Annotated in this window: 17 protein-coding genes, 1 tRNA gene and 1 pseudogene; 7 read left to right on the top strand and 12 right to left on the bottom strand. The window is 70.6% G+C overall.

Annotated features, from left to right (window positions below; genetic code table 11):
* Positions 1-149: 149 nt before the first annotated feature.
* Positions 150-431 (top strand): annotated as a pseudogene (locus N1028_RS14020) (TMEM175 family protein); the annotation flags it as partial.
* A 217-nt stretch (positions 432-648) separates the two neighbouring features.
* On the opposite strand, the gene N1028_RS14015 reads toward N1028_RS14020, so the two are convergent.
* A complete protein-coding gene (locus tag N1028_RS14015) occupies positions 649-1,608 on the bottom strand; it encodes an alpha/beta fold hydrolase (protein WP_259529989.1) in 960 nt (319 codons plus the stop codon).
* 29 nt (positions 1,609-1,637) lie between these two features.
* Here N1028_RS14015 and N1028_RS14010 point away from each other — a divergent pair, with 29 nt between their 5' ends.
* Positions 1,638-2,018, top strand: a complete 381-nt coding sequence (locus N1028_RS14010; RefSeq protein WP_259529988.1) for a YchJ family protein — start codon at positions 1,638-1,640, stop codon at positions 2,016-2,018.
* Positions 2,019-2,048: 30 nt separating this feature from the next.
* Here the strand turns inward: N1028_RS14010 and N1028_RS14005 are convergent, their stop codons facing one another.
* Positions 2,049-3,635: a helix-turn-helix transcriptional regulator gene (locus N1028_RS14005; protein WP_259529987.1), complete on the bottom strand. Its 1,587-nt coding sequence runs from the start codon at positions 3,633-3,635 to the stop codon at positions 2,049-2,051.
* Positions 3,636-3,772: 137 nt separating this feature from the next.
* Between N1028_RS14005 and N1028_RS14000 the strand changes: the two genes are divergently transcribed.
* Complete coding sequence (locus tag N1028_RS14000; protein ID WP_259529986.1) at positions 3,773-4,117, top strand: hypothetical protein; 345 nt, start codon at positions 3,773-3,775, stop codon at positions 4,115-4,117.
* Positions 4,118-4,257: 140 nt separating this feature from the next.
* Positions 4,258-4,902 carry a DUF5701 family protein gene (locus N1028_RS13995; protein WP_259529985.1) on the top strand — a complete coding sequence of 215 codons (645 nt, stop codon included), beginning with the start codon at positions 4,258-4,260 and terminating at the stop codon, positions 4,900-4,902.
* A gap of 101 nt (positions 4,903-5,003) precedes the next feature.
* Here the strand turns inward: N1028_RS13995 and N1028_RS13990 are convergent.
* Positions 5,004-5,080 (bottom strand) — tRNA-Arg (locus N1028_RS13990).
* A 127-nt stretch (positions 5,081-5,207) separates the two neighbouring features.
* Here N1028_RS13990 and N1028_RS13985 point away from each other — a divergent pair.
* Positions 5,208-8,246: a DEAD/DEAH box helicase gene (locus tag N1028_RS13985; RefSeq protein WP_259529984.1), complete on the top strand. Its 3,039-nt coding sequence runs from the start codon at positions 5,208-5,210 to the stop codon at positions 8,244-8,246.
* Positions 8,247-8,337: 91 nt separating this feature from the next.
* On the opposite strand, the gene N1028_RS13980 is transcribed toward N1028_RS13985, so the two are convergent.
* The 3 genes from N1028_RS13980 to ald form a co-directional block, all read right to left on the bottom strand.
* Entirely contained in the window at positions 8,338-8,877 is a 540-nt protein-coding gene (locus N1028_RS13980) for a flavin reductase family protein (protein ID WP_259529977.1), read from the bottom strand.
* 18 nt (positions 8,878-8,895) lie between these two features.
* Positions 8,896-9,447, bottom strand: coding sequence for an NADPH-dependent FMN reductase (locus tag N1028_RS13975; RefSeq protein ID WP_259529975.1), 552 nt, complete (start codon positions 9,445-9,447; stop codon positions 8,896-8,898).
* Between the two features lie 203 nt (positions 9,448-9,650).
* Positions 9,651-10,757: an alanine dehydrogenase gene (ald, locus tag N1028_RS13970; protein ID WP_259529974.1), complete on the bottom strand. Its 1,107-nt coding sequence runs from the start codon at positions 10,755-10,757 to the stop codon at positions 9,651-9,653.
* A 122-nt stretch (positions 10,758-10,879) separates the two neighbouring features.
* On the opposite strand from ald, the gene N1028_RS13965 reads away from it, so the two are divergent.
* On the top strand, positions 10,880-11,386 hold the full coding sequence (locus N1028_RS13965; RefSeq protein ID WP_259529973.1) for an Lrp/AsnC family transcriptional regulator: 507 nt from the start codon (positions 10,880-10,882) through the stop codon (positions 11,384-11,386).
* A gap of 9 nt (positions 11,387-11,395) precedes the next feature.
* Here the strand turns inward: N1028_RS13965 and N1028_RS13960 are convergent, their stop codons facing one another.
* From N1028_RS13960 to N1028_RS13940, 5 genes are all read right to left on the bottom strand, one after another.
* Entirely contained in the window at positions 11,396-12,514 is a 1,119-nt protein-coding gene (locus tag N1028_RS13960; RefSeq protein WP_259529971.1) for a bifunctional 2-methylcitrate synthase/citrate synthase, read from the bottom strand.
* An 11-nt stretch (positions 12,515-12,525) separates the two neighbouring features.
* The gene (prpB, locus tag N1028_RS13955; RefSeq protein ID WP_259529969.1) at positions 12,526-13,431 is read right to left on the bottom strand and encodes a methylisocitrate lyase; all 906 of its coding nucleotides are present in this window, start codon (positions 13,429-13,431) and stop codon (positions 12,526-12,528) included.
* Positions 13,432-13,616: 185 nt separating this feature from the next.
* A complete protein-coding gene (locus N1028_RS13950; protein WP_259529967.1) occupies positions 13,617-15,152 on the bottom strand; it encodes an MmgE/PrpD family protein in 1,536 nt (511 codons plus the stop codon).
* Entirely contained in the window at positions 15,149-15,919 is a 771-nt protein-coding gene (locus N1028_RS13945; protein WP_259529965.1) for a GntR family transcriptional regulator, read from the bottom strand. Before N1028_RS13945 ends, N1028_RS13950 begins: the two co-directional genes overlap by 4 nt.
* A 92-nt stretch (positions 15,920-16,011) precedes the next feature.
* The gene (locus tag N1028_RS13940; RefSeq protein ID WP_259529963.1) at positions 16,012-17,244 is read right to left on the bottom strand and encodes an ATP-binding protein; all 1,233 of its coding nucleotides are present in this window, start codon (positions 17,242-17,244) and stop codon (positions 16,012-16,014) included.
* 131 nt (positions 17,245-17,375) lie between these two features.
* Here N1028_RS13940 and ypfJ point away from each other — a divergent pair, with 131 nt between their 5' ends.
* Entirely contained in the window at positions 17,376-18,260 is an 885-nt protein-coding gene (gene ypfJ / locus N1028_RS13935; RefSeq protein ID WP_259529962.1) for a KPN_02809 family neutral zinc metallopeptidase, read from the top strand.
* 339 nt (positions 18,261-18,599) lie between these two features.
* Here ypfJ and N1028_RS13930 read toward each other — a convergent pair whose 3' ends face one another.
* Complete coding sequence (locus N1028_RS13930) at positions 18,600-19,940, bottom strand: HNH endonuclease (RefSeq protein ID WP_259529961.1); 1,341 nt, start codon at positions 19,938-19,940, stop codon at positions 18,600-18,602.
* Between the last annotated feature and the right edge of the window lie 95 nt (positions 19,941-20,035).

Genomic DNA, 20,035 nt, shown 5'->3' with positions numbered 1-20,035 from the left:
TGCCGTGTCGACACCCAGCTCTATGGTGCGGTGCTCGCTGTTCCGGTCATCACTGTTGCGGTCTGAGATGGTTACCCCCTGCTAAATACTTTAGCGTGCAACGCCTCGAGGTGCTCGGGCATTCCCGCGCGCCTGGCGATAATGGGCAGATGCACACGGAGCGCGGATTCGACCGGCTGGTCAACTTCAGCGACGCCGTCGTCGCGATCGCGATCACCCTGCTCATCCTGCCCCTCGTCGACAGCGCGAAGGACCTGGCGACGGTCGATCTCGCCGAGCTGATCGAGCGCGACGGCGCGAGCCTGTTGGTGTTCGTCGTCAGCTTCGCGGTGATCGGCCGCTTCTGGCTGGCCCACCACCGCTCCTTCGAGCAGTACATCGGCTACAACTCGGCGCTGCTCTGGGTCAACCTCTTCTGGCTGCTCACGATCGTGTTCCTGCCGTTCCCCACCGAGCTCATGGCGCAGGGAGGCAACACCTCGCAGGCGACCGTGCTGCTCTACATCGGCACGATGGTGCTCACGAGCGCCACGGCGTGCCTGTCGCAGTGGATCGTCATGAGGCATCCCGAGCTGCAGGCTCCCGAGGTGCGGGGCACCCTCACCCTGGTGCCGTCGCTGATCGCGCTGGCCATGCTCACGACCGCGCTCATCGTCTCCCAGATCGTCCCGGATCTCGGGCTGTACTCGCTCTTCCTCCTGCTGCTGCTCGGACCGATCCAGGTGGTGCAGCGCCGGGCGAAGCGGCGAGCTGCCGTGACGGGGCCTGCAGGAACTCCACCGCCGCCTGCTTGAACACCCGCGAGGTGACGGCGCTCACATGGTCGCGGCCGGGGAGCTCGAGCGCCGTGGCGTGCGGGAGCCGCTCCGCCAGGGCGCGCACCGCGGGAGCGATGCCGTCGTCGGCGCCCGTGACGAACAGCATCGGCTGGGCGGGAACGCGGGCTTCCGGCACGAACGGGCTCCGGCGCACGGCCTCGGCGAGGCGCACGAGCGCGTGCGGGTCGTTGCCGGCGACCGTCGCCGCCATCCGCAGGTAGCGGGCGGTCTCCGGATCGAGCGTGCCGGGATCCGCAGCACCCGCCAGGTCTCGCGGCCCCGCGAGCACGGCGAGCGCCGCGGTGTGGTCGAAACCGGCGAAGGAGCCCTGCACGGGAGCACCGCCGAGCACGAGCGAGAGCACGCGGTGCGGATGGCGGAGGGCGAGGTCCCAGGCCAGGCGCGCGCCGAGCGAGTAGCCGATCACGTGCGCCGAGGGCGCTCCGGCTGCGTCGAGCACGGCGAGCAGGTCGTCACGGAAGCGGGGCAGCGCGTAGGCGGCGAGGGTTCGCGGCTTCGAGCTCTCGCCGTGGCCGCGCAGGTCGAGGGTCAGCATCCGGAACCCGGCCTCGGTGAGCGGCTCGGCCCAGCGCGTGCGCAGCCAGTTGCCCGAGCGGCTCGAGGCGAAGCCGTGCACGAGCAGCACCGTGGGCGGCGCTGCCGGCTGCGGGACCGCCGGTGGGATGGACTCCCACGCGATGCGCACGCCGTCGGGCCGCTCGAGCACACCCGTCTGCGCCGCGGCCCGGGCACCCGTCTGCACCGCCGCACCGGTCCCCGTCTCCACCACGCGCCAAGCCTAGGCTCGATAATGGGCGCATGACGACGATCGCCGATTCCGTGCGGTGCCCGTGCCTGAGCGGATCGCCCTACGGCGAGTGCTGTGCGCCGTACCACCGGGGCGAGGCGACCGCCCCCACGGCGGAGCGGCTCATGCGCTCGCGCTACTCGGCCTTCGCGGTGGGCGATGCCGCCTACCTGCTGGCGAGCTGGCATCCGAGCACCCGCCCGGCCTCGCTCGACCTCGACGACGACGTGCGCTGGTACCGCCTCGACATCCTCGGCCGGAGCGCCGGTGGCGTGCTCGACACGGAGGGGGTCGTGGAGTTCAGCGCCCGCTTCGCGCCCGGCGGCGAAGTGCGCGAACGCAGCCGCTTCGTGCGGGAGGACGGCCGCTGGCTCTATGTCGAGGCGCTCTGAGCGCAGCCCGCGATCACTGCGCTCCCTGCATCACTGCGAGCCCGGGTGCATCCCGTGACGAGTGGCGAGGTCGCTGAGCTCGGCCCGGGAGTTGACCCCCGTCTTGCGGTAGATGCTCTGCAGCTGGGTCTTCACGGTGTTGGTCGAGACGAAGAGGCGCTCGGCGGCTCGCGCCACGCTGTCGAGGGCCAGCACGGTGGCGAGCACCTCGCGCTCCTTGCCGCTCAACCGCGCGAAGGGGTCGACATCGCCGGCCGGGGCGAGGGCGCGCAGAGTGGCGAGCACCGGTGCGGGCAGGGTCTCGGGGGTCAGCGAGGCGAGCCTCGCGAGATCGTCGCCGGGCAGGATGCTGAGCGCGTAGAAGGAGCGGTTGGTGGTGGCCAGGCTCGCCGCCATGGCGAACCGTTCGCCGGCCTGCCGCTCGTCGCCGTCGTGGAGTTCGTGGGCTGCGATGATCGCCAGCACGGCGATCGCCGTGCGCGGTGACGAGATGGATCGGCCGTGCAGGGGCGAGACCATGCGCGCCGCCGTGACGTGGTTGCCGAGACGGGCCTCCGAGGCCGCGCGCAGGCACAGCAGGATCTGGCCGGCCAGGGTGCTGCGGTCGGCGTCCGGGGCCAGCAGCGCCGCGCGCGCCTCGACGGCGTGGCCCGAGGTGGCGAGAAGGAACGAGCGTGCGATGGCGACCACCGCTCCCGTCGTGCCCTCCTTCATCACCCTGCTCGGGAGGCCCGCCGACGACGTGTCGATCTGGGTGAGGAGCTCGAAGGCCGCGAGGGGGTCGGTGGCGGTCATGGCGGCCAGGAGCTTCTGGAACGGCCAGCGCTCCGGGTACTCCTTGAGGTCGACCTCGGCGAGCACCGTGCGGGCCTCGTCGAAGCGGAACTCGTCGACGAGCAGGAGGGCCCGTGCGAGCTGGGCCGGGATGACGGCCCGGCGGTACCACCACTGACCCTCGTCGCCGGTCACGCGGTCGAGCCAGTGCCTGGCCTGGATGCCGCGGCCCGCGAGGGCGTGGATCCACGCGACGGATGCGGCGGCGGTGGTTCCGATCATCGTGTTGCCGACCACGAGGGCGGCGTCGAAGCAGTCGACGTACTCCTGCACCGCGCGGTCGGCGTCTCCCGCGTACTCCCACACGAGCCCCCACTGCAGTTCGAGGTCGGGCAGCCCCTGCGCGAGCTGGTCGCGCGCCTTCGCGTTGCTGTCGTCGAGGATCGACCTGGCCTCGTCGACGGCGGCCACGGCCTCGGCGAGCCGCCCGTCGGCCCTCGCCACCGCCGCGTGGCTGGTGAGCTGCGCGAGCGTGTCCATGAGGCTCACGGGTGGGGCCGGCGGAGCCGAACCGCGGAAGCGGGTCGTGGTGCGGTCGTTGGAGAGCCTCCGCAGATACTCCACGGCGAGGACCAGCCGCGGGTTCTCGGCGAGCACGTGCGGCGGAAGGCGCGGCACCGTCTCGCGGAGCAGGGCCGGCTGGGTCGAGATGAGGAGTGACCAGTGCTCGTCGAGCATGCGGATCACGAGGGGCCACTCCTCGGCCCGCATGGCGGCTTCGAGAACGGCACCGGGATCCGACCCGTCAGAGGCGGACCTCTCACTACCGGCGTCGATCAACACATATCGATCCTAGGGGTGGCACCCCCCTGTTGTGGGGGTGCCTCCGAACGGAATCCCCTGTCGCCGGATCGACTGGGCCGCCCGCGCCCGCCGTCGTAGGCTCGCGCGAAAGACCTCACGACGACGAACGGAGCCCCATGAACGCGGCAGCCCACGATGACACAGCAGCCCCCGACGGGGCGGCCCACGACGCGGATGCGCCCGACCAGGATGCGCCCGACCAGGATGCGCCCGACCAGGGCAGGGATCCGAACCGCGACGAGTACACCTACGAGCAGCGTGTGGCCGATCCTGACGATCCCGACGCGATGACGGTCGCCGGCGAGGGCCTCGAGCCGGAGTCCTCCGCCGACGAGCACGCCGACAGCCCGAACCCCGACGCCGACGGCACCGGGAGCACGGGCAGCACGGGTGCCACAGCCGCGAGGGACGCCGCGCGCGGCACCTCCGACACCGCGGGCCCCGGCGGCTCGGGCGCCTAGCCGCGCGACGTTCGAAACCGCACCCCTGACGGCATCCGGGCCGCTCTGCAGCTCCGCTGCCGTCTCCTGTGCACTTCTCAACCGGAATAGCGGATGCCCCTTCGGCGTTGGGCTGTTCATCCGGCACGAGAGGCACCACCATGTCCTTGACCTTCACGACCGACGCCACGACCCGCACCCCCACCATCTCCGAACAGCTCGCGCGCCTGATCGACCTGGGTCTGCCCGAGGCCGCGGGCGTCAGCCCGGAGGAGCTCCGCAGCTACGCGGGCAAGCTCCGAGCGCGCCCCGACTCGATCCTCGTCGTCAACCCCTGCATCGCGCCGCCCTCGGCCCTCGCGCCGCTGCTCAGCCGCGGCGGCAAGCGCGGATTCGTGGTGGCCGACATGACCGACCTCGACGACTTCGCGCCCCTCGACGAGCTCGACCTCCCCGCGCAGCCCCTCTACCTCGTGCACGGCATCGAGCGCGGCGACGACCTCGCCAACCGCTCCCCGAACGAGGCGCTGCCTGAGCTCCGCGCCCGCGGCCGCCGCCCCCTCACCATCAACGAAGGCCTCAGCTGGCTGCTGCAGCAGCCCGACCTGCTCGAGCCCGGCCACTGCTTCATGACCATCGGATCGCGCAAGCGCATCGCCGACGGGCTCGACACCCGCACGCCGGCCATCTGGATCTCGGGCGGCAGCGGCCGCGATGGCCGCCGTCGCCGCGGAGCTCCCAAGGTGGGCTGGTGCTGGGCAGGCAACCGTCACACCTGGCTCGGCTTCGCCTCGACCCCGATGTGAGCCGTTCCGAGCTCGGTGGTCCTCTCGGAAGCCACGCCCTGGCTCAACGAAAACACTCCCCGGCCGCGTGATGCGACGGGGGAGTGTTCTGGTGGTCTTACTGGTGCGCCCTAAGGGATTCGAACCCCTGGCCTTCTGATCCGTAGTCAGACGCTCTATCCAGCTGAGCTAAGGGCGCATGGTGCGGATGACTTCTCCGCACGAACATCAGAGCCTAGCACGCAGATCGATCCACCTCCAAGTCGAGGCCGGGCCACGGCGTAGCGGGTGACAGCGCCGTCGGTGGCGGATGGGAGCATGGAGGCATGGTGGGCAGCAGCTGGCAGGCGGTGATGGGCGAGGTCGTGAGCGCCGCGCCCGGCCCCGCCGAGCCCACCACACCGATGGGTCTGCAGTTCGAGGTGCGCGAGCTCACCCCGCGCACCCACGACCGCTGGCGTGGCCCCACCTCGAAGACCGCGGAGGCCAGCGGTGACGACGGCGACAGCGCCGACAGCAACAGCAACAGCAACCCCGCTGGGCCCGGCACCCGCCGCCTCGCCGTGCGGCCCGTCATCCGCTCGTCGTCCGGCGCCTTCGTGAAGGCCAACGTGACCTGGGGCACGTTCACCCACCAGGTCAACCGCCTCAACCTCGACCCCGAGCACCACCGGTGGTTCGCCCAGTTCGCGGCCCTGCACCGCGCCACCCGCACGGGTCTCACCGCCCCCGAGACCGACTGGCTGGCCCTCGACGACTTCACGAGCCCCCTGCTCTGGCAGCTTCTCGACGAGGCCGGCCGCCTCGGCATCCAGCTCGTCACCTCCGCCCGCCACGGGGTCGTCACGCTGGCCCGCGGCGCCACCGTGAGTCTGGATGCCCGCCGGGGCCCCGACGGCACGCTCCACCTCGAGCCCGTGGTCACCTTCGATGTCGGCCAGCGGGACCACACGGGGCACGACCCCCGCTCCACCGGCTCCACCGGCACGCACGGCCTCTACACCTACCGCCTCGCCGCCCCCGGCCGGCGCGCCTCGGTGGTGCTCGGCCCCGCCCTGCGCGACGGCTCGCCGCATCCGCTCTCGCCCGAGCAGCTCGCCCTGCTCGGGCGCGCGCCGCTCGAGATCCCGCCGACCGAGACGAGGCAGTTCTTCGACGAGTACTTCCCGACCCTCCGCCACGGCGTCGGGATCGAGTCGGCCGACGGCTCGGTGTCGTTCCCCGAGGTGCCTCCGCCCGAGCTCCTGCTCACGGCCCGCTTCCGGGCCGACGACCTGCTGCAGCTCGACTGGGAGTGGCTCGGCGTGCGCGACCCCGAGGCCGAGCGCACCATCGTCGAGCACACCGTGATCGAGCTCGACGCCGTGCTGACCCGCTTCTCCACGACCGTCCCGCCCCTCACCCGCGACCTCGCGCCCGTCACCCTCCGCGGAGTCGACGCCGCCGCCTTCGCCGAGAAGGCCCTGCCGATGCTCGACGCCCTCGAGGGCGTGCGCGTGGAGGTGATCGGCCCTCGCCCCGTCTACCGCGAGCTCACGGGGCATCCAGAGGTCACCCTGACGACCGTCGAGACCCTCAAGCGGGACTGGTTCGACCTCGGCATCGTGGTGAACCTCGGCGGCTACAGCATTCCGTTCGGCCCGCTCTTCAAGGCGCTCTCGAAGGGCTCGAAGAAGATGCTCATGGTCGACCGGACCTATCTCTCACTCGACCACCCCGCCTTCGACCGGCTGAAGGAGCTGCTCGAGGAGGCCGGCACGCTCGACGAGTGGGAGACCGGCGTACGGATCGCGCGCCACCAGCTGAGCCTGTGGGCTGAGTTCGACGACCTCGCCCATGAGAGCGTGGAGGCGGTCACCTGGCGCGAAGCCGTCGAGGGCCTCCGCGACATCGAGCACGTGCCCGCGACCGCCCTGCCGGCGGGAGTGGCGGCCGAGCTCCGCCCCTACCAGAAGAGCGGATTCGACTGGCTGGCCTTCCTCTGGCGCCACCGGCTGGGCGGGGTGCTGGCCGACGACATGGGCCTCGGCAAGACCCTGCAGACCCTGGCGCTGATCGCACACGCCCGAGAGCAGCACGAGCAGCAGGCCCGCGATCAGCCCGCCCACGACCACCGGCCCGCGACCGCTCCCCCGCCCTTCCTCGTGGTGGCCCCCACCTCCGTGGTCGCCACCTGGGCCGACGAGGCGGCCCGCTTCACCCCCGGTCTCGTCGCGCGCACGGTCACGGCCACCGAGGCCGCCTCGGGCCGCACGGTGGCCGACGCCGCCAAGGGCGCCGACCTCGTGATCACGAGCTACGCCCTCTTCCGTCTCGACGCCGACGCCTACCGCCGCACGGCGTGGGCGGGCCTCGTGCTCGACGAGGCGCAGTTCGTGAAGAACCACCGCTCGCGTCTGCACGCCGCCGCCCGGGAGCTCGACGTGGAGTTCACCCTCGCCGTCACGGGCACACCGCTCGAGAACGACCTGATGGAGCTGTGGGCCCTGTTCGACCTCACCGCCCCCGGCCTCTTCCCCTCCCCCACGCGCTTCGCCGAGACGTTCCAGCGGCCCATCGAACGCGGCCTCGACACGCGGGCCCTCGAGACGCTGCGCCGGCGCATCCGCCCGTTCCTCCTGCGGCGCACCAAGGAGTCCGTGGCGCCCGAACTGCCGCCCCGGCAGGAGCAGGTGCTGCAGGTCGAGCTCGCGCCCGCCCACCGCCACCTCTACGACACGGTGCTGCAGCGCGAGCGGCAGAAGCTCTTCGGGCTGATCGAGGATCTCGACCGCAACCGCTTCATCGTGTTCCGCTCGCTCACGCTGCTGCGCCTGCTGAGTCTGGATGCTACGCTCATCGACCCGGCGCACGCCGGCATCCCCTCGTCGAAGCTCGACGTGCTCGTGGAGCAGCTCGGCGAGCTCGCGGCCGAGGGCCACCGCGCGCTCGTGTTCAGCCAGTTCACGAGCTACCTCGCGAAGGTCGCCGACCGGCTGGAGGCCGAGGGGATCGCCTTCGAGCACCTCGACGGCTCCACCCGCAACCGGCCCGAGGTCGTCGAGCGCTTCCGCGGCGGAGACGCCCCGGTGTTCCTGATCAGTCTCAAGGCGGGCGGGTTCGGCCTCACGCTCACCGAGGCCGACTACGTGTTCCTGCTCGACCCGTGGTGGAACCCGGCGAGCGAGGCGCAGGCCGTCGACCGAACGCACCGGATCGGGCAGACCAAGCCCGTGAACGTCTACCGGCTCGTGGCCACCGGCACCATCGAGGAGAAGGTGATGGAGCTGAAGCGCCACAAGGCGAAGCTGTTCGACGCCGTGCTCGACGACGCCGGCTTCGACGCCGCGCTCACCGCCGACGACATCCGCGCGCTGCTGGACTGACGACCCTCCCACCTCCCCACCACCGGCGAGACGTCACTTTCCGCGCGAAGATCGCTGGGAATGCGTGGAAAGTGACGTCTCGGCAGAGTGCTCAGCCCGCGAGGGCGTCGAGGTCGCGGAGGTGGCGGTACTGGCCCTTGAAGTAGAGCAGCGGCTCCTCCTTGTGCCACGAGGCCGGGCTCATCTCGTTGACGCGCCCGATGACGATGTGGTGGTCGCCCGCCTCGTGCTCGGCCCAGATGTCGCAGTCGAGCCACATCAGGGTGTCGGCGATCACGGGGTTGCCGGCCGCGGTCGGCGTCCAGTCGATGCCGGCCCACTTGTCGGTGCCCTTGCGCGCGAACTGGTTCGAGACGGTGTGCTGATCGTGCGCCAGCACGTTGACGGCGAACTTCCCGGTCTCGCGAACACGCGGGTAGGTGGTGGAGTTCGTCATCACGCTGAACGACACCAGCGGGGGCTCGGTCGAGACCGAGTAGAACGACTGGCAGGTGAACCCGATCGGGCCCTCCTCGTCGATCCCGCTGATGATGGTGATGCCCGAGGCGTAGTGCCCCAGGGTGTCGCGGAACACGCGCGGGTCGAACGCGGGCCCGGAGACGAGGTCGGGGGTTTCAGGGGTGAGTGTCATTGTCAGCTCCAGATGCGGTTACGAGACCGGCGCGGATGCGGGAGTGAGGGAGCGGGCGGCACCCGCCACCGCGGCCAGGCGGCCGAGGTTGGCGATGTACTCCTGGGCGGCGGCCTCCACGATCTCGTCGAGGCGGTCCATCTGGCCCGCCACGAAGTAGAACCCGCGCCCGGGAACCGTGGCGCCGAGCTCGACGAGCAGCGGTGCGAGGTTCACGGTGGGCCCCATCGAGTGGGTGAGATCGGCTCCGGTGAGCACCGGGATGGCCGTCACCCCCGAGAGTCCGTTCGCCGGATAGCGATCGAGGAACGCCTTGAGCAGCCCCGTGTAGGTCGCCTTGTAGGTGGGAGACGCGAACACCGCGAGGTCGCTCCCGGCGACCCGCGCGTTCAGCGCCGCCATCTCCTCCGAGGGCCAGGCGAAGATCTCGGCCGTGTGGTCGGCCAGATCGATCACCTCGAGCTCGTAGGAGCCCTCGACGAGCAGCTTCTGCACGAGGGTCTCGGCCACCTTGAGGGTGCGCGACCTCGGCTTGGGGTTGCCCACCACGATCGTTGCTTTCAGTGCCATGCTTCTCACTTCATACCGGTTGTCAGGACATGAGGAGAGCCGGAGCTGCCGCGGGCCGCACGATGCATCGCAGGCCGAAGGCAGGGACACCGACATCCCTCACACACCACCGAGATCTTGTGGCCCGGTGGGCCCGCAACGGCTTACGTTGCTCCACCAGTATGCCCGCCGTGCGTTACGGGCGTATTTCGCGTGTCGCGCTGTTACAGCGACGCGAGCTCGGTGAATCCGAATCGAGGGAAGGCCTCGGCCGTGCCCGCGTGCGTGAGGTGCCCGTCGACGGTCGAGACAGCGGGCACGAGCGCCGGGTTCGCCGCCACGGCCGCACGCCAACCGAGGTTCGCGAGCTGCACCACATAGGGCAGCGTGGCGTTCGTGAGCGCCGAGGTGGACGTCGAGGAGACGGCCCCGGGCATGTTCGCCACGCAGTAGAAGATCGAGTTCTCGACCGGGTACGTGGGGTCGTCGTGCGTGGTGGGGCGCGAGTCCTCGAAGCAGCCGCCCTGGTCGATCGCGATGTCGACGAGCACCGAGCCCGGCTTCATCCGCGAGACCAGGTCGTGCGAGACGAGCTTGGGTGCCGCGGCGCCGGGCACGAGCACGGCACCGATCACGAGGTCGGCCTCGAGCACGCTCTGCTCGAGCTCGAAGGCGTTCGACACGACGGTCTTCACGCGACCGGCGTAGACCTCGTCGAGGTGGCGGAGGCGCGGGATGCTGAGGTCGAGCACGGTCACGTCGGCACCCGCCGCCACAGCCTGCTGCACGGCGTTCTCGCCGGCCATGCCGCCGCCGATCACGGTGACCTTCGCCGGGCGCACGCCGGGAACGCCGCCCAGCAGCACACCGCGGCCGCCCTGGGAACCCATCAGGTGGTAGCCGCCGACGAGCACCGAGAGGCGCCCGGCGACCTCGCTCATGGGGGCGAGCAGCGGCAGCGATCCGTCGACCAGCTGCACGGTCTCGTAAGCGATGGAGGTGGCCTTCGAGGCCAGCAGCGCCTCGACGAGCGACTCGGCCGCGGCGAGGTGCAGGTAGGTGAAGAGGAGCTGGCCCTCGCGCAGGCGGTCGTACTCGGGAGCGATCGGCTCCTTGACCTTGACGATCATCTCGGCGCCCCAGACGGCGTCGACGTCGACGATCGTGGCGCCCGCGGCCTCGTACTCGGTGTCGGCGATCGCGGCACCCGTGCCGGCCTGGGCCTCCACCATCACGGTGTGCCCGTGCCGCACCAGCTCGAACACGCCGGAGGGCGTCATCGCCACCCGGAACTCGTTGTTCTTGATCTCTTTCGGAACTCCGATGATCACGTGATCTCCTCCACGTCGTGTGTCCTCAGAAGTATGGAAGCGATTCCGGATGCTGTCACGAAGTCCGAATATAATTTGGTCTGTGCGCCAGAAGGCGTATCCGGATTCGGGAGAACGCACGCATGGGCACCATCGATGAAATCGACGAGCGGATCGTCTGGGAGCTCTGCCGCGAGGGGAGGCTGCCCAACAAAGAGCTCGCGGAGCGCGTGGGGATCGCGCCGTCGACGTGCCTCATGCGCGTGCGGGCGCTGCAGGCCAGCGGGGCGCTGAGGTCGTTCCACGCCCAGCCCGACTGGGCGTCGATGGGGCTGCCGATCGAGGCGATCGTGGCCGTGCGCCTCAAGGCCCAGGCCCGTGCGCAGATCAAGACCTACGCGCAGCGGGTGATCACGCTGCCGAACGTGCTCAACGTCTTCTTCCTGGGCGGTGCCGACGACTTCCTCATCCACGTCGCCTGCTCATCGACCGGGCAGCTGCGCGACTTCGTGGCGACCGAGCTGAGCCTCGACAGCTCGGTCGCCTCGACCCAGACGAACATCATCTTCGACCACCTGATCGGCGTGGAGCACATGGACGAGGGCAGCACCTGGGGCCGCATCCGCGACGCCGTCCCAGGTGAGCACTGACACCGGGAGTCAGGCCTGCACGTGCCGCTCGTCCGGGCCGTTGTACTCCGAGAGCGGGCGGATGAGCGCGTTCGAGGCGAGCTGCTCCCGGATGTGCGCTGTCCAGCCCGTGATGCGCGACGCCACGAACAGCGGCGTGAACAGCTCGGTGTCGAACCCCATGAGGTGGTAGGCCGGCCCCGACGGGTAGTCGAGGTTCGGCTGGATGGCCTTCCGCGACTGCATCGCCTCGTTCAGCGCGTCATAGAGCGCGAGCAGGTCGGGCCGGTCGTACTCCTCGATCAGGGTGTCGAGCGAGGCCTTCATGGTGGGCACGCGCGAGTCGCCGTTCTTGTAGACCCGGTGGCCGAAGCCCATGATCTTCTTCTTGTTCGCGAGCGCATCCTCGAGCCAGCCCTCTGCGGCGTCGGCCGATCCGATCTCGTCGAAGATGTGCATGACCGCCTCGTTCGCACCGCCGTGCAGCGGGCCCTTGAGGGCGCCGATGCCCGCGACGACCGCGGAGTACAGGTCCGAGAGCGTGGAGGTCACCACGCGGGCCGTGAAGGTGGAGGCGTTGAAGGAGTGCTCGGCGTAGAGGATCATCGACACGTCGAAGGCCTTCACGACCACGTCGCTCGGCACCTCGCCGAAGGTCATGCGCAGGAAGTTCGCCGAGTAGCCGAGCGAGGCATCCGGCTCCACGACGTCCTGACCCCGGCGTCGGCGCTGGTCGTAGGAGACGATCGCGGGGATCTTGGCCAGCAGCGCGACCGACTTGGCGAGGGTTCCGGCGGCGCTCGCGTCCTCCCACTCGGGGTCGAGGGCGCCGACGACGCTCACGGCGGTGCGCACCACGTCCATCGGATGCGCCGTGAGCGGCAGCTCGTCGATCACGCGCGTGACCGCCGGGTCGAGTGCCCGCTGCGAGCGCTCGAGCTGCTCGAAGGCCTCGAGCTCGGGCGCGCTCGGCAGCTCGCCGTTCCAGAGCAGGTAGGCGACCTGTTCGAACGAGCACGAGGCCGCGAGCTCCTGCACGGGGTAGCCGCGGTAGAGCAGCGAGTTGGTCTCGGGGTTGACCTTCGAGATGGCGGTGTAATCGACCACCACCCCGGCGAGGCCCTTCTTGATGTCGGACGGTTCGGTCATGTCAGCACTCCTCAGCGAGCGGTGGGGACGTCGAAGTTGAACACGGATGTGTCGAACGAGTTGTAGGAGGGATAGTCGAGCAGTTCATAGAGCCTCGCACGGGTCTGCATGCCTGTGACCTCGCTCTTCAGTGAACCTTCGGCGACGAGTGCGTCGAGACCGCGCTCGGCCGCGCCCATGGCGATGCGCAGGAGCGACACGGGGTAGATCACGAGGTTGATGCCCACATCGGCCAGCTGCTGGTTCGAGAACAGCTCGCTCTTGCCGAACTCGGTCATGTTCGCCAGGATCGGCACGTCGACGGCCTTCCGCACGGCCTCGAACTCGGAGAGATCGGCCATCGCCTCGGGGAAGATCGCGTCGGCCCCGGCGTCGACGAGCTGCTTGGCGCGGTCGATCGCGGCTCCGAGCCCGTCGTTCGCCCGGATGTCGGTGCGCGCCATGATGAGCAGGTTCGGGTCGCGCCGCGCATCGACGGCGGCCCGGATGCGCTTGACCGCGGTGTCGGCGTCGACCACGGCCTTGCCGTCGAGGTGACCGCAGCGCTTGGGGTTCACCTGGTCCTCGATGTGGAGGCCGGAGACCCCGGCGTCTTCGAGGGTCTGCACGGTGCGCGCCACGTTCATCGGCTCGCCGAAGCCCGTGTCGGCGTCGATGAGCGTCGGCAGGTTCGTCATCCGGGAGATCTGGCCGCCGCGGGCCGCGACCTCGGTGAGGGTCGTCAGGCCGATGTCGGGAAAGCCGAGGTCGGCCGCGATGACGGCGCCCGAGATGTAGACGCCCTCGAAGCCCTTCTCCTCGATGAGGCGGGCGCTCAGCGGGTTGAACGCGCCGGGCATCCGCTGCAGCTCGCCGCTGTCGAGGGCGGCCCGGAAGGCGGCGCGCTTCTCGTGGGCCGGAACGGTGGAGTACAGCATCAGAAGAGTCCTGTCTTTCGAGCTTCGCGAGTGGTGAACGTCGACGTCGCCGAGTACAGCATCAGAAGAGTCCTGTCTTTCGAGCTTCGCGAGTGGTGAACGTCGACGTCGCCGAGTACAGCATCAGAAGAGTCCTGTCTTTCGAGCTTCGCGAGTGGTGAACGTCGACGTCGCCGAGTACAGCATCAGAAGAGTCCCTTCGGGAGCGGAAGCGCCTCGAGGAGGCCGGGGCGGGCCACGACGTTGAGCTCGCGCACCTCGTCGACGGTGAGTTCGGGCAGGCGTTCCACGAGCTCGAGGAAGCGCACGATCTCGGCCTCCTCGATCACGCCCTCGGCCAGGGTGCGGAACTTGCGCACGTAGTCGGCGCGCGCGAACGGCCGTGCACCGAGCGGATGCGCATCCGCCACCGCGATCTCGTCGGTGATGGTGGAGCCGTCGTGCAGGATGATCTCCACGCGGCCGCCGAAGGCCTTCTCGGCCGGGTCCTCGGAGTGGTAGCGGCGGGTCCACTCGTCGTCCTCGAGGGTGCGCACCTTGTTCCAGAGCTCGACCGTGTCGGGGCGGCCCGCACGCTCGGGGGCGTAGGAGTCGACGTGGTGCCACGCGCCGTCCTGCAGCGCCACCGTGAAGATGTAGGGGATGGAGTGGTCGAGGGTCTCGCGGCTCGCGGTGGGGTCGTACTTCTGCGGGTCGTTCGCGCCCGAGCCGATCACGTAGTGGGTGTGGTGGCTGGTGTGGATGGTGACGCTGCCGACGTTCGCCGGGTCGGCGAGCTCGGGGTGCTCGCCGTGGAGCTTCCTGGCGAGGTCGATCCAGGCCTGAGCCTGGTACTCGGCCGAGTGCTCCTTCGTGTAGGTGTCGAGGATGGCGCGCTTGGCCTCGCCCTTGGCCGGCAGCGGCACCTCGTAGCGGGCGTCTGGGCCGTCGAGCAGCCACGCGATCACGCCGTCCTCACCCTCGTAGATCGGGGTGGGGCTCGTCTGGCCGCGGAGCGCCCGGTCGACCGCTTCGACGGCCATCTTGCCGGCGAAGGCCGGAGCGTGCGCCTTCCAGGTCGAGATCTCGCCCTTGCGGGACTGCCGGGTGGCGGTGGTGGTGTGCAGGGCCTGGCCCACCGCCTGGAAGATGGTCTCCTCCGGGAGGCCCAGCATCGTGCCGATGCCGGCGGCGGCCGATGGGCCGAGGTGGGCCACGTGATCGATCTTGTGCTTGTGCAGGCTGATCGCCTTCACGAGGTCGACCTGGATCTCGTAGCCGGTCGCGATGCCGCGCACGAGCTGGCCGCCCGTGCAGCCCACGTGCTGGGCCACCGCGAGGATGGGCGGGATGTTGTCGCCCGGGTGCGAGTACTCGGCGGCGAGGAAGGTGTCGTGGTAGTCGAGCTCGCGCACGGCCACACCGTTGGCCCAGGCGGCCCACTCCGGGCTGTAGCCTCCGGTGACACCGAAGACCGAGGCGCCGTGCCGGCCGAGGGCCTCGCTCGGGCCGTGCTCGTAGGGGTGGTCGAGGGCCTGGGCCCTGGCGGCGATGCCGGGGCCGCGGGTGATGCTCGCCACGGCGACGGCCGCGTTGTCGATGACCCGGTTGATCACCATGTCGGTGACCTCGGGGGTCACGGCCACGGGGTCGGCGGCGACCTCGGCGATCTTCCAGGCCAGCTGGCCCTCCCGGGGGAGGTTCTCCTCGGACTTGTGGACGCGGACTTCGTGGAGGTTCATCGCGCGGGAGCGCCCTTCTTCTGGGGGTCGGGGGTCGTGTTCGTCGTCGTCGTGGGATCGGGGGTCGTGGGATCGGGGGTCGTGGTCGTTGTGGGATCGGGGGTCGTCGACGTCGTGGGATCGGGGGCCAGCGTCAGCGAGTCCAGGGTGGAGCGGAGGCTCCGGTGCAGGTGCACCCGGGTGGCGTCGGCGGCAAGACGGGCGTCGCCGTCGATGATCGCGTCGACGATCAGCAGGTGCTCGCGAGCGGCCTCGAGCAGGCGGGCGGGATTGTCGCGGGAGAGGCGACGGATGCGGGCGAGGTGCGTGCGCACTCCCGTGAGCGCCTGCACGAGGAACGGATTGCGCACCGCGACGTCGACGGCCTCGTCGAAGCGGGCCACGAGCTCGTAGTAGGAGCGGTGGGCCGGATCGGGGTCGGCCAGCAGGGCGGGCACCTCGCGCAGCTCGTCCTGCAGGGCGAGGAACGGTGCCGGGTCGCGGCGTTCGGCGGCGAGCGAGGAGGCCTGGGCCTCGAGGGCCTGGCGGAGCTCGAACAGCTCGACGACGTTCTCGGCCGAGACGGCCGTGACCACGAGACCGCGACCGCCGAGGGGCTCCACGAGGCCGTCGGCGACGAGCCGGGCCAGGGCCTCCCGCACCGGGGTGCGGGAGATGCCGAGCCGTTGCGAGAGCTCGACCTCGGCCAGCACGGTGCCGGGCGGCAGCTGCCAGGCGATGATCTCGCCCCGGAGCGCGGCGTAGGCCGTGTCGCTCGCCCGCGCCATCATCGCATCCGCTCTGTATACATCGAAGCCAGACTATCCCCGAAAGCCCGACGATTCAAGGATTTCAGCTCATCTCTGTATACAGAGGCTGGTCATCCGCGTCTGAGCGGGATCGGGACGTCGACTCCACCCTCGGGCGTGAGGCGCTCCCCCATGCGCACCACCGAGGGCGAGCCGGCGAAGCCTCCCGCGAAGAGCGCCTCGCCCTGCCGGAAGAGCGGTGCCCGCTCGAGCAGTTCGCGCGGCGCGTAGCCGAAGACCTTCGCGAGCTCGTCGAGATCGAAAGGCGAGCTCATCTTCATGAGGGCCAGGTTGTCGCACTGCGACAGGATCGACGGGTGCACGCGCGACGGGCGCTGGGTCGACAGCAGCAGCCAGAGGCCGAATTTGCGGCCCTCCGCGGCGATCTGCACGAGGCGGTCGCGCACGGCGGCTCCGAGCGGCGAGTCCTGCTCCGGGGCGCAGAGGTTGTGCGCCTCGTCGATCACGATCAGCAGGGGGCGGCGCTCCTCCCGGCGCCGCCAGACGTGCTCGAGCACCGAGAGGGCCACGACGAGGTACTCGTCGGGGTGCGCGAAGCCGCCGATGTCGAGCACGGTCGCGTCGGGCCGCTCGGGGGCGACGAGGAGGTCGGTGACCGCCACGTCGTCGCCGGCCCAGACCTCCCAGTCCATGATCTGGAGGTTCTCGATCCGGAGGGCGAGATCACGGGCTGCCGCATTCTCGCTGTCCTGAAGGCGGGCCGCGATCTCGTAGGCGTCTGAGCTCGAGAGCTCGCCCTCGAGGCGCAGGAGGGCGTTGTACTCGAGGCGGTCGCGGAGCGGGTCGATGCCGAGCACGGCGGCCTTCGAGCGGGTGGAGAGCTCGACGAAGCGGGCGCGGAGGGGGGTGGGGGTGGTCGCAGCGGCGCTGGTCTCGGGCACGCCGGTCTCGGGCACGCCGGTCTCGGGCACGCCGGTCGCAGCCGCGCTGGTCTCGGGCACGCCGCCCCAGGGCGCCGGGCGGAGGATGCGGATGTCGCGCGCCGCCAGCGCGTCCCGCTCCGCGGCGCGGCCGGGCGCATCCGGAGCTGCGGTGCGGAGCTCGGCCAGGCGCACGAAGTCGGCGTTGGGGTCGAAGACGAGCATCGGCAGCGCGGTCTCGATGAGGAGCTGCTCGAGCACGACGCCGAGGGCGTAGGTCTTGCCCGATCCGCTCTGGCCGCACCAGAACGTGTGCCGGTTGAACTTGGCGGCGAGCAGTTCGGCGGGGTCGTCGCCCTCGTCGCTCTGCAGCGTGCCGATGCGGAGCGTGCCACTCGTCGCATCCGGATGTGCCGTGCTCATGCCGCCCCCTCGTCCGCCGGGTGTCGCCGGTGTCGCCGGTGCTCCGATGGTAGCGCCGCGGGCGCATCCGCTCAGCCGGCATTCGCCAGCTCGGGATTCGCGACCGCGCGGGCTGGAGTAGGTTCGCGGTCATGACGTTCAACCGCGGCTCGAGGATCGACTCGGGCAAGGTCTCGAAGAGGGGGCGGAACGCCGCCATCGGTGGCGGGAGCGCCGTGGTCGTGGTGGGGCTGGTGCTGCTGTCGCAGCTCGTGGGTGTCGACCTGTCGGGATTCGCCGGGCTGCTCGGTGGCGGAGGCGGTGGCCAGAGCTCGCAGTCGGAGGAGGCGCTCGACTGCCGGACGGGTGAGGACGCGAACGAGAACGTGGAGTGCCTCATGGTGGGCGCGGCCACCTCGCTCGACGTCTACTGGGCCGAGGAGGCGCCGAAGCTCGGCCTCTCGTATCGCTCGCCCACCGACTTCGTGCTCTTCCCGCAGTCGACGGGCACCGGATGCGGCCAGGCCTCGAGTGCGACGGGCCCGTTCTACTGCCCCTCGGACGAGACCATCTACCTCGACACCTCGTTCTTCGACGAGCTGCGGTCGCGCTTCGGTGCGAGCGGGGGCACGCTCTCGGAGATGTACGTGGTGGCGCACGAGTGGGGTCACCACATCCAGCAGCTCTCCGGGGTGCTCGGGTCGATCGACCACTCGGACACCGGGCCGGACTCGGACTCGGTGCGCACCGAGCTGCAGGCCGACTGCTTCGCGGGGGCCTGGGTGGGAGCGGCGTCGACGATCGAGGACGAGAACGGCGTCGTGTTCCTCGAACCCGTCACCCAGGCGCAGATCGCGGATGCGCTGAGCGCGGCGTCGGCGATCGGTGACGACCGGATCCAGGCGCAGTCGGGCAGCGTGAACCCGGAGTCGTGGACCCACGGATCGAGCGAGTCGCGGCAGCGCTGGTTCGAGACCGGGCTCGCGTCGGGTGCGGGGGCGTGCGACACGTTCGCGGTGGCGGGCTCGGAGCTGTAGCCCGTCGGCTGCAGTTGCGGCGAGCGTGGTCGGTGCCGCCGCGCTGACGTGGGGGGTGGTCGGGCCGGTGGGCTGACGCGAGTGGTCGAGCCCGCGGGCTGACGTGGGGGGGTCGAGCCCGCGGGCTGACGTGAGTGGTCGGCCGGCGGAGGCCGACGGGCTGCCGCGCGCTCCGCGCTTGCCGACCAGGACGTAGGTGAGTCGCAAGAGAATCGCGGAAGACCGACACCCACAGGGCGGCGTTTCGAATCTCGAGGAGCCGCCGGCGGCTGGCGATCACCGCGACAGACTGCGCGCGGGCTCCCTCGGCGATGTCGTGCCTTCACCCGCCGGCGGCGCTCAGAAGGGCGGTGGGTCAGTGGAACGAACACGGGGTGGTGGATGGTGATGGGCACTTTGCAGCTCGCGCACACCACCTTGTGTGGGTGGGGTGGTGCGGTAGGTGGCGCCGAGAGGTGATCGCCACTCGAGGGTGCGGGATGCGGGCCCGGTGTCGGGTGGGCGGGCGACCTGCCAGCCGCCCTCGTGTTTCAGGTGATGGTGGCTCGTGCAGAGGTGGGCGAGGTTCGACGCGGTACTTCGACCCCCGTGCGCCCAATCCACCGTGTGATCGAGCTCGCAGCGGGCGGCCCGGCGCCCGCACCCGGGGAAGCGGCAGTGCTCATCGGCCACGACCAGCACCTCGCGCAGTGCGGTCGGGATGCGGTACCGGCCCGCGGTCTCGATCACGTCGCCCGTGACGGGGTGGGTGAGCACGCGCAGGAACGTGGGAGCGGCTGCGGCGATCCGGCGCGCGGTGCCGGGGTCGATAGGGCCGTAACCGTGCAACTCCGCGTGCGGATCACCCGGGGTGGATGTGGCTGGGGTCGTGGGTGCTGATTCGCACCCGGCCAGCACCACCGCCGGCACCGTCACGATCACACTGGGCGTGAACCCCAGCAACCCATCAGCACGACCCAGGATGCGGTCCGCGAGGATGTCCGAACGCAGCTGCGCCTGCGTGCGCGGTTCGGCGTCGCTTCGTGCGGCGCGGGCCGCCTGGTCGATCACGTCATGAATCGCCAACGCATCCACCGCCGGCAGATGGTGATGGAGGGTCGCCATGCCATCACGCTCCGCATCCAGCCACACGGCACGCTCTTCACGCGCGAGCACGGCACGGCGGGTGATGGAGTCGGGGTGGTGCACCTCGCGGAGATGCCGGGCGGCGTCGTCGAAGCGGGCCGGGTTCTTCTCCCGCGCCTGCGGAAGCACGGCATGCTCGAAGCCAGCACGCGCCTCGATCGGGAGCGAGCCGGCGTGGACCACCACCGAGCGGGCGTGGGCGTAGGACACCTCACCCGCCTCAAGGGCAGCGAGCGTCGAAGGCAGATCCTCCACCAGCGTCTCCGCATCCGCGATCAGCCGCGACACCGCACCCTCCGAACGCCGCGCAGCGCACGCCACCTCGGCCCGCAACGACCGCCTGGCCCACTCCCGCACCTTCGGCGTCAACCCACCCTGCAGCAACTCCGCCCGAGACTCCGCCAACCCCACCGCCCGCGCCAACCGGCGCGCCTGCCGGGCCTGCAGCTTCGCGATCTCCCGCTCATCCCGCACGAACCCCGCCACCTCATCCGAGATCGCCCGCGCCAACCCATCCAGGGCCGCCCCAGGCGAGGATCCGAACGTCGTCTTCATGAGGTTTATTCAACCAGCACCCACCGACACTGGCCTCGTGACCCGCACCACGACCCTCGAAGGCAAGCGCGCAGCGCGCGGCAGCCCTGTCGACA

The organism is Herbiconiux oxytropis (assembly GCF_024979315.1).
Taxonomy (GTDB): Bacteria; Actinomycetota; Actinomycetes; order Actinomycetales; family Microbacteriaceae; genus Herbiconiux; species Herbiconiux oxytropis.
The sequence above is the reverse complement of the archived record's forward strand: the minus strand, read 5'-3'. Positions and strand labels throughout refer to the sequence as shown.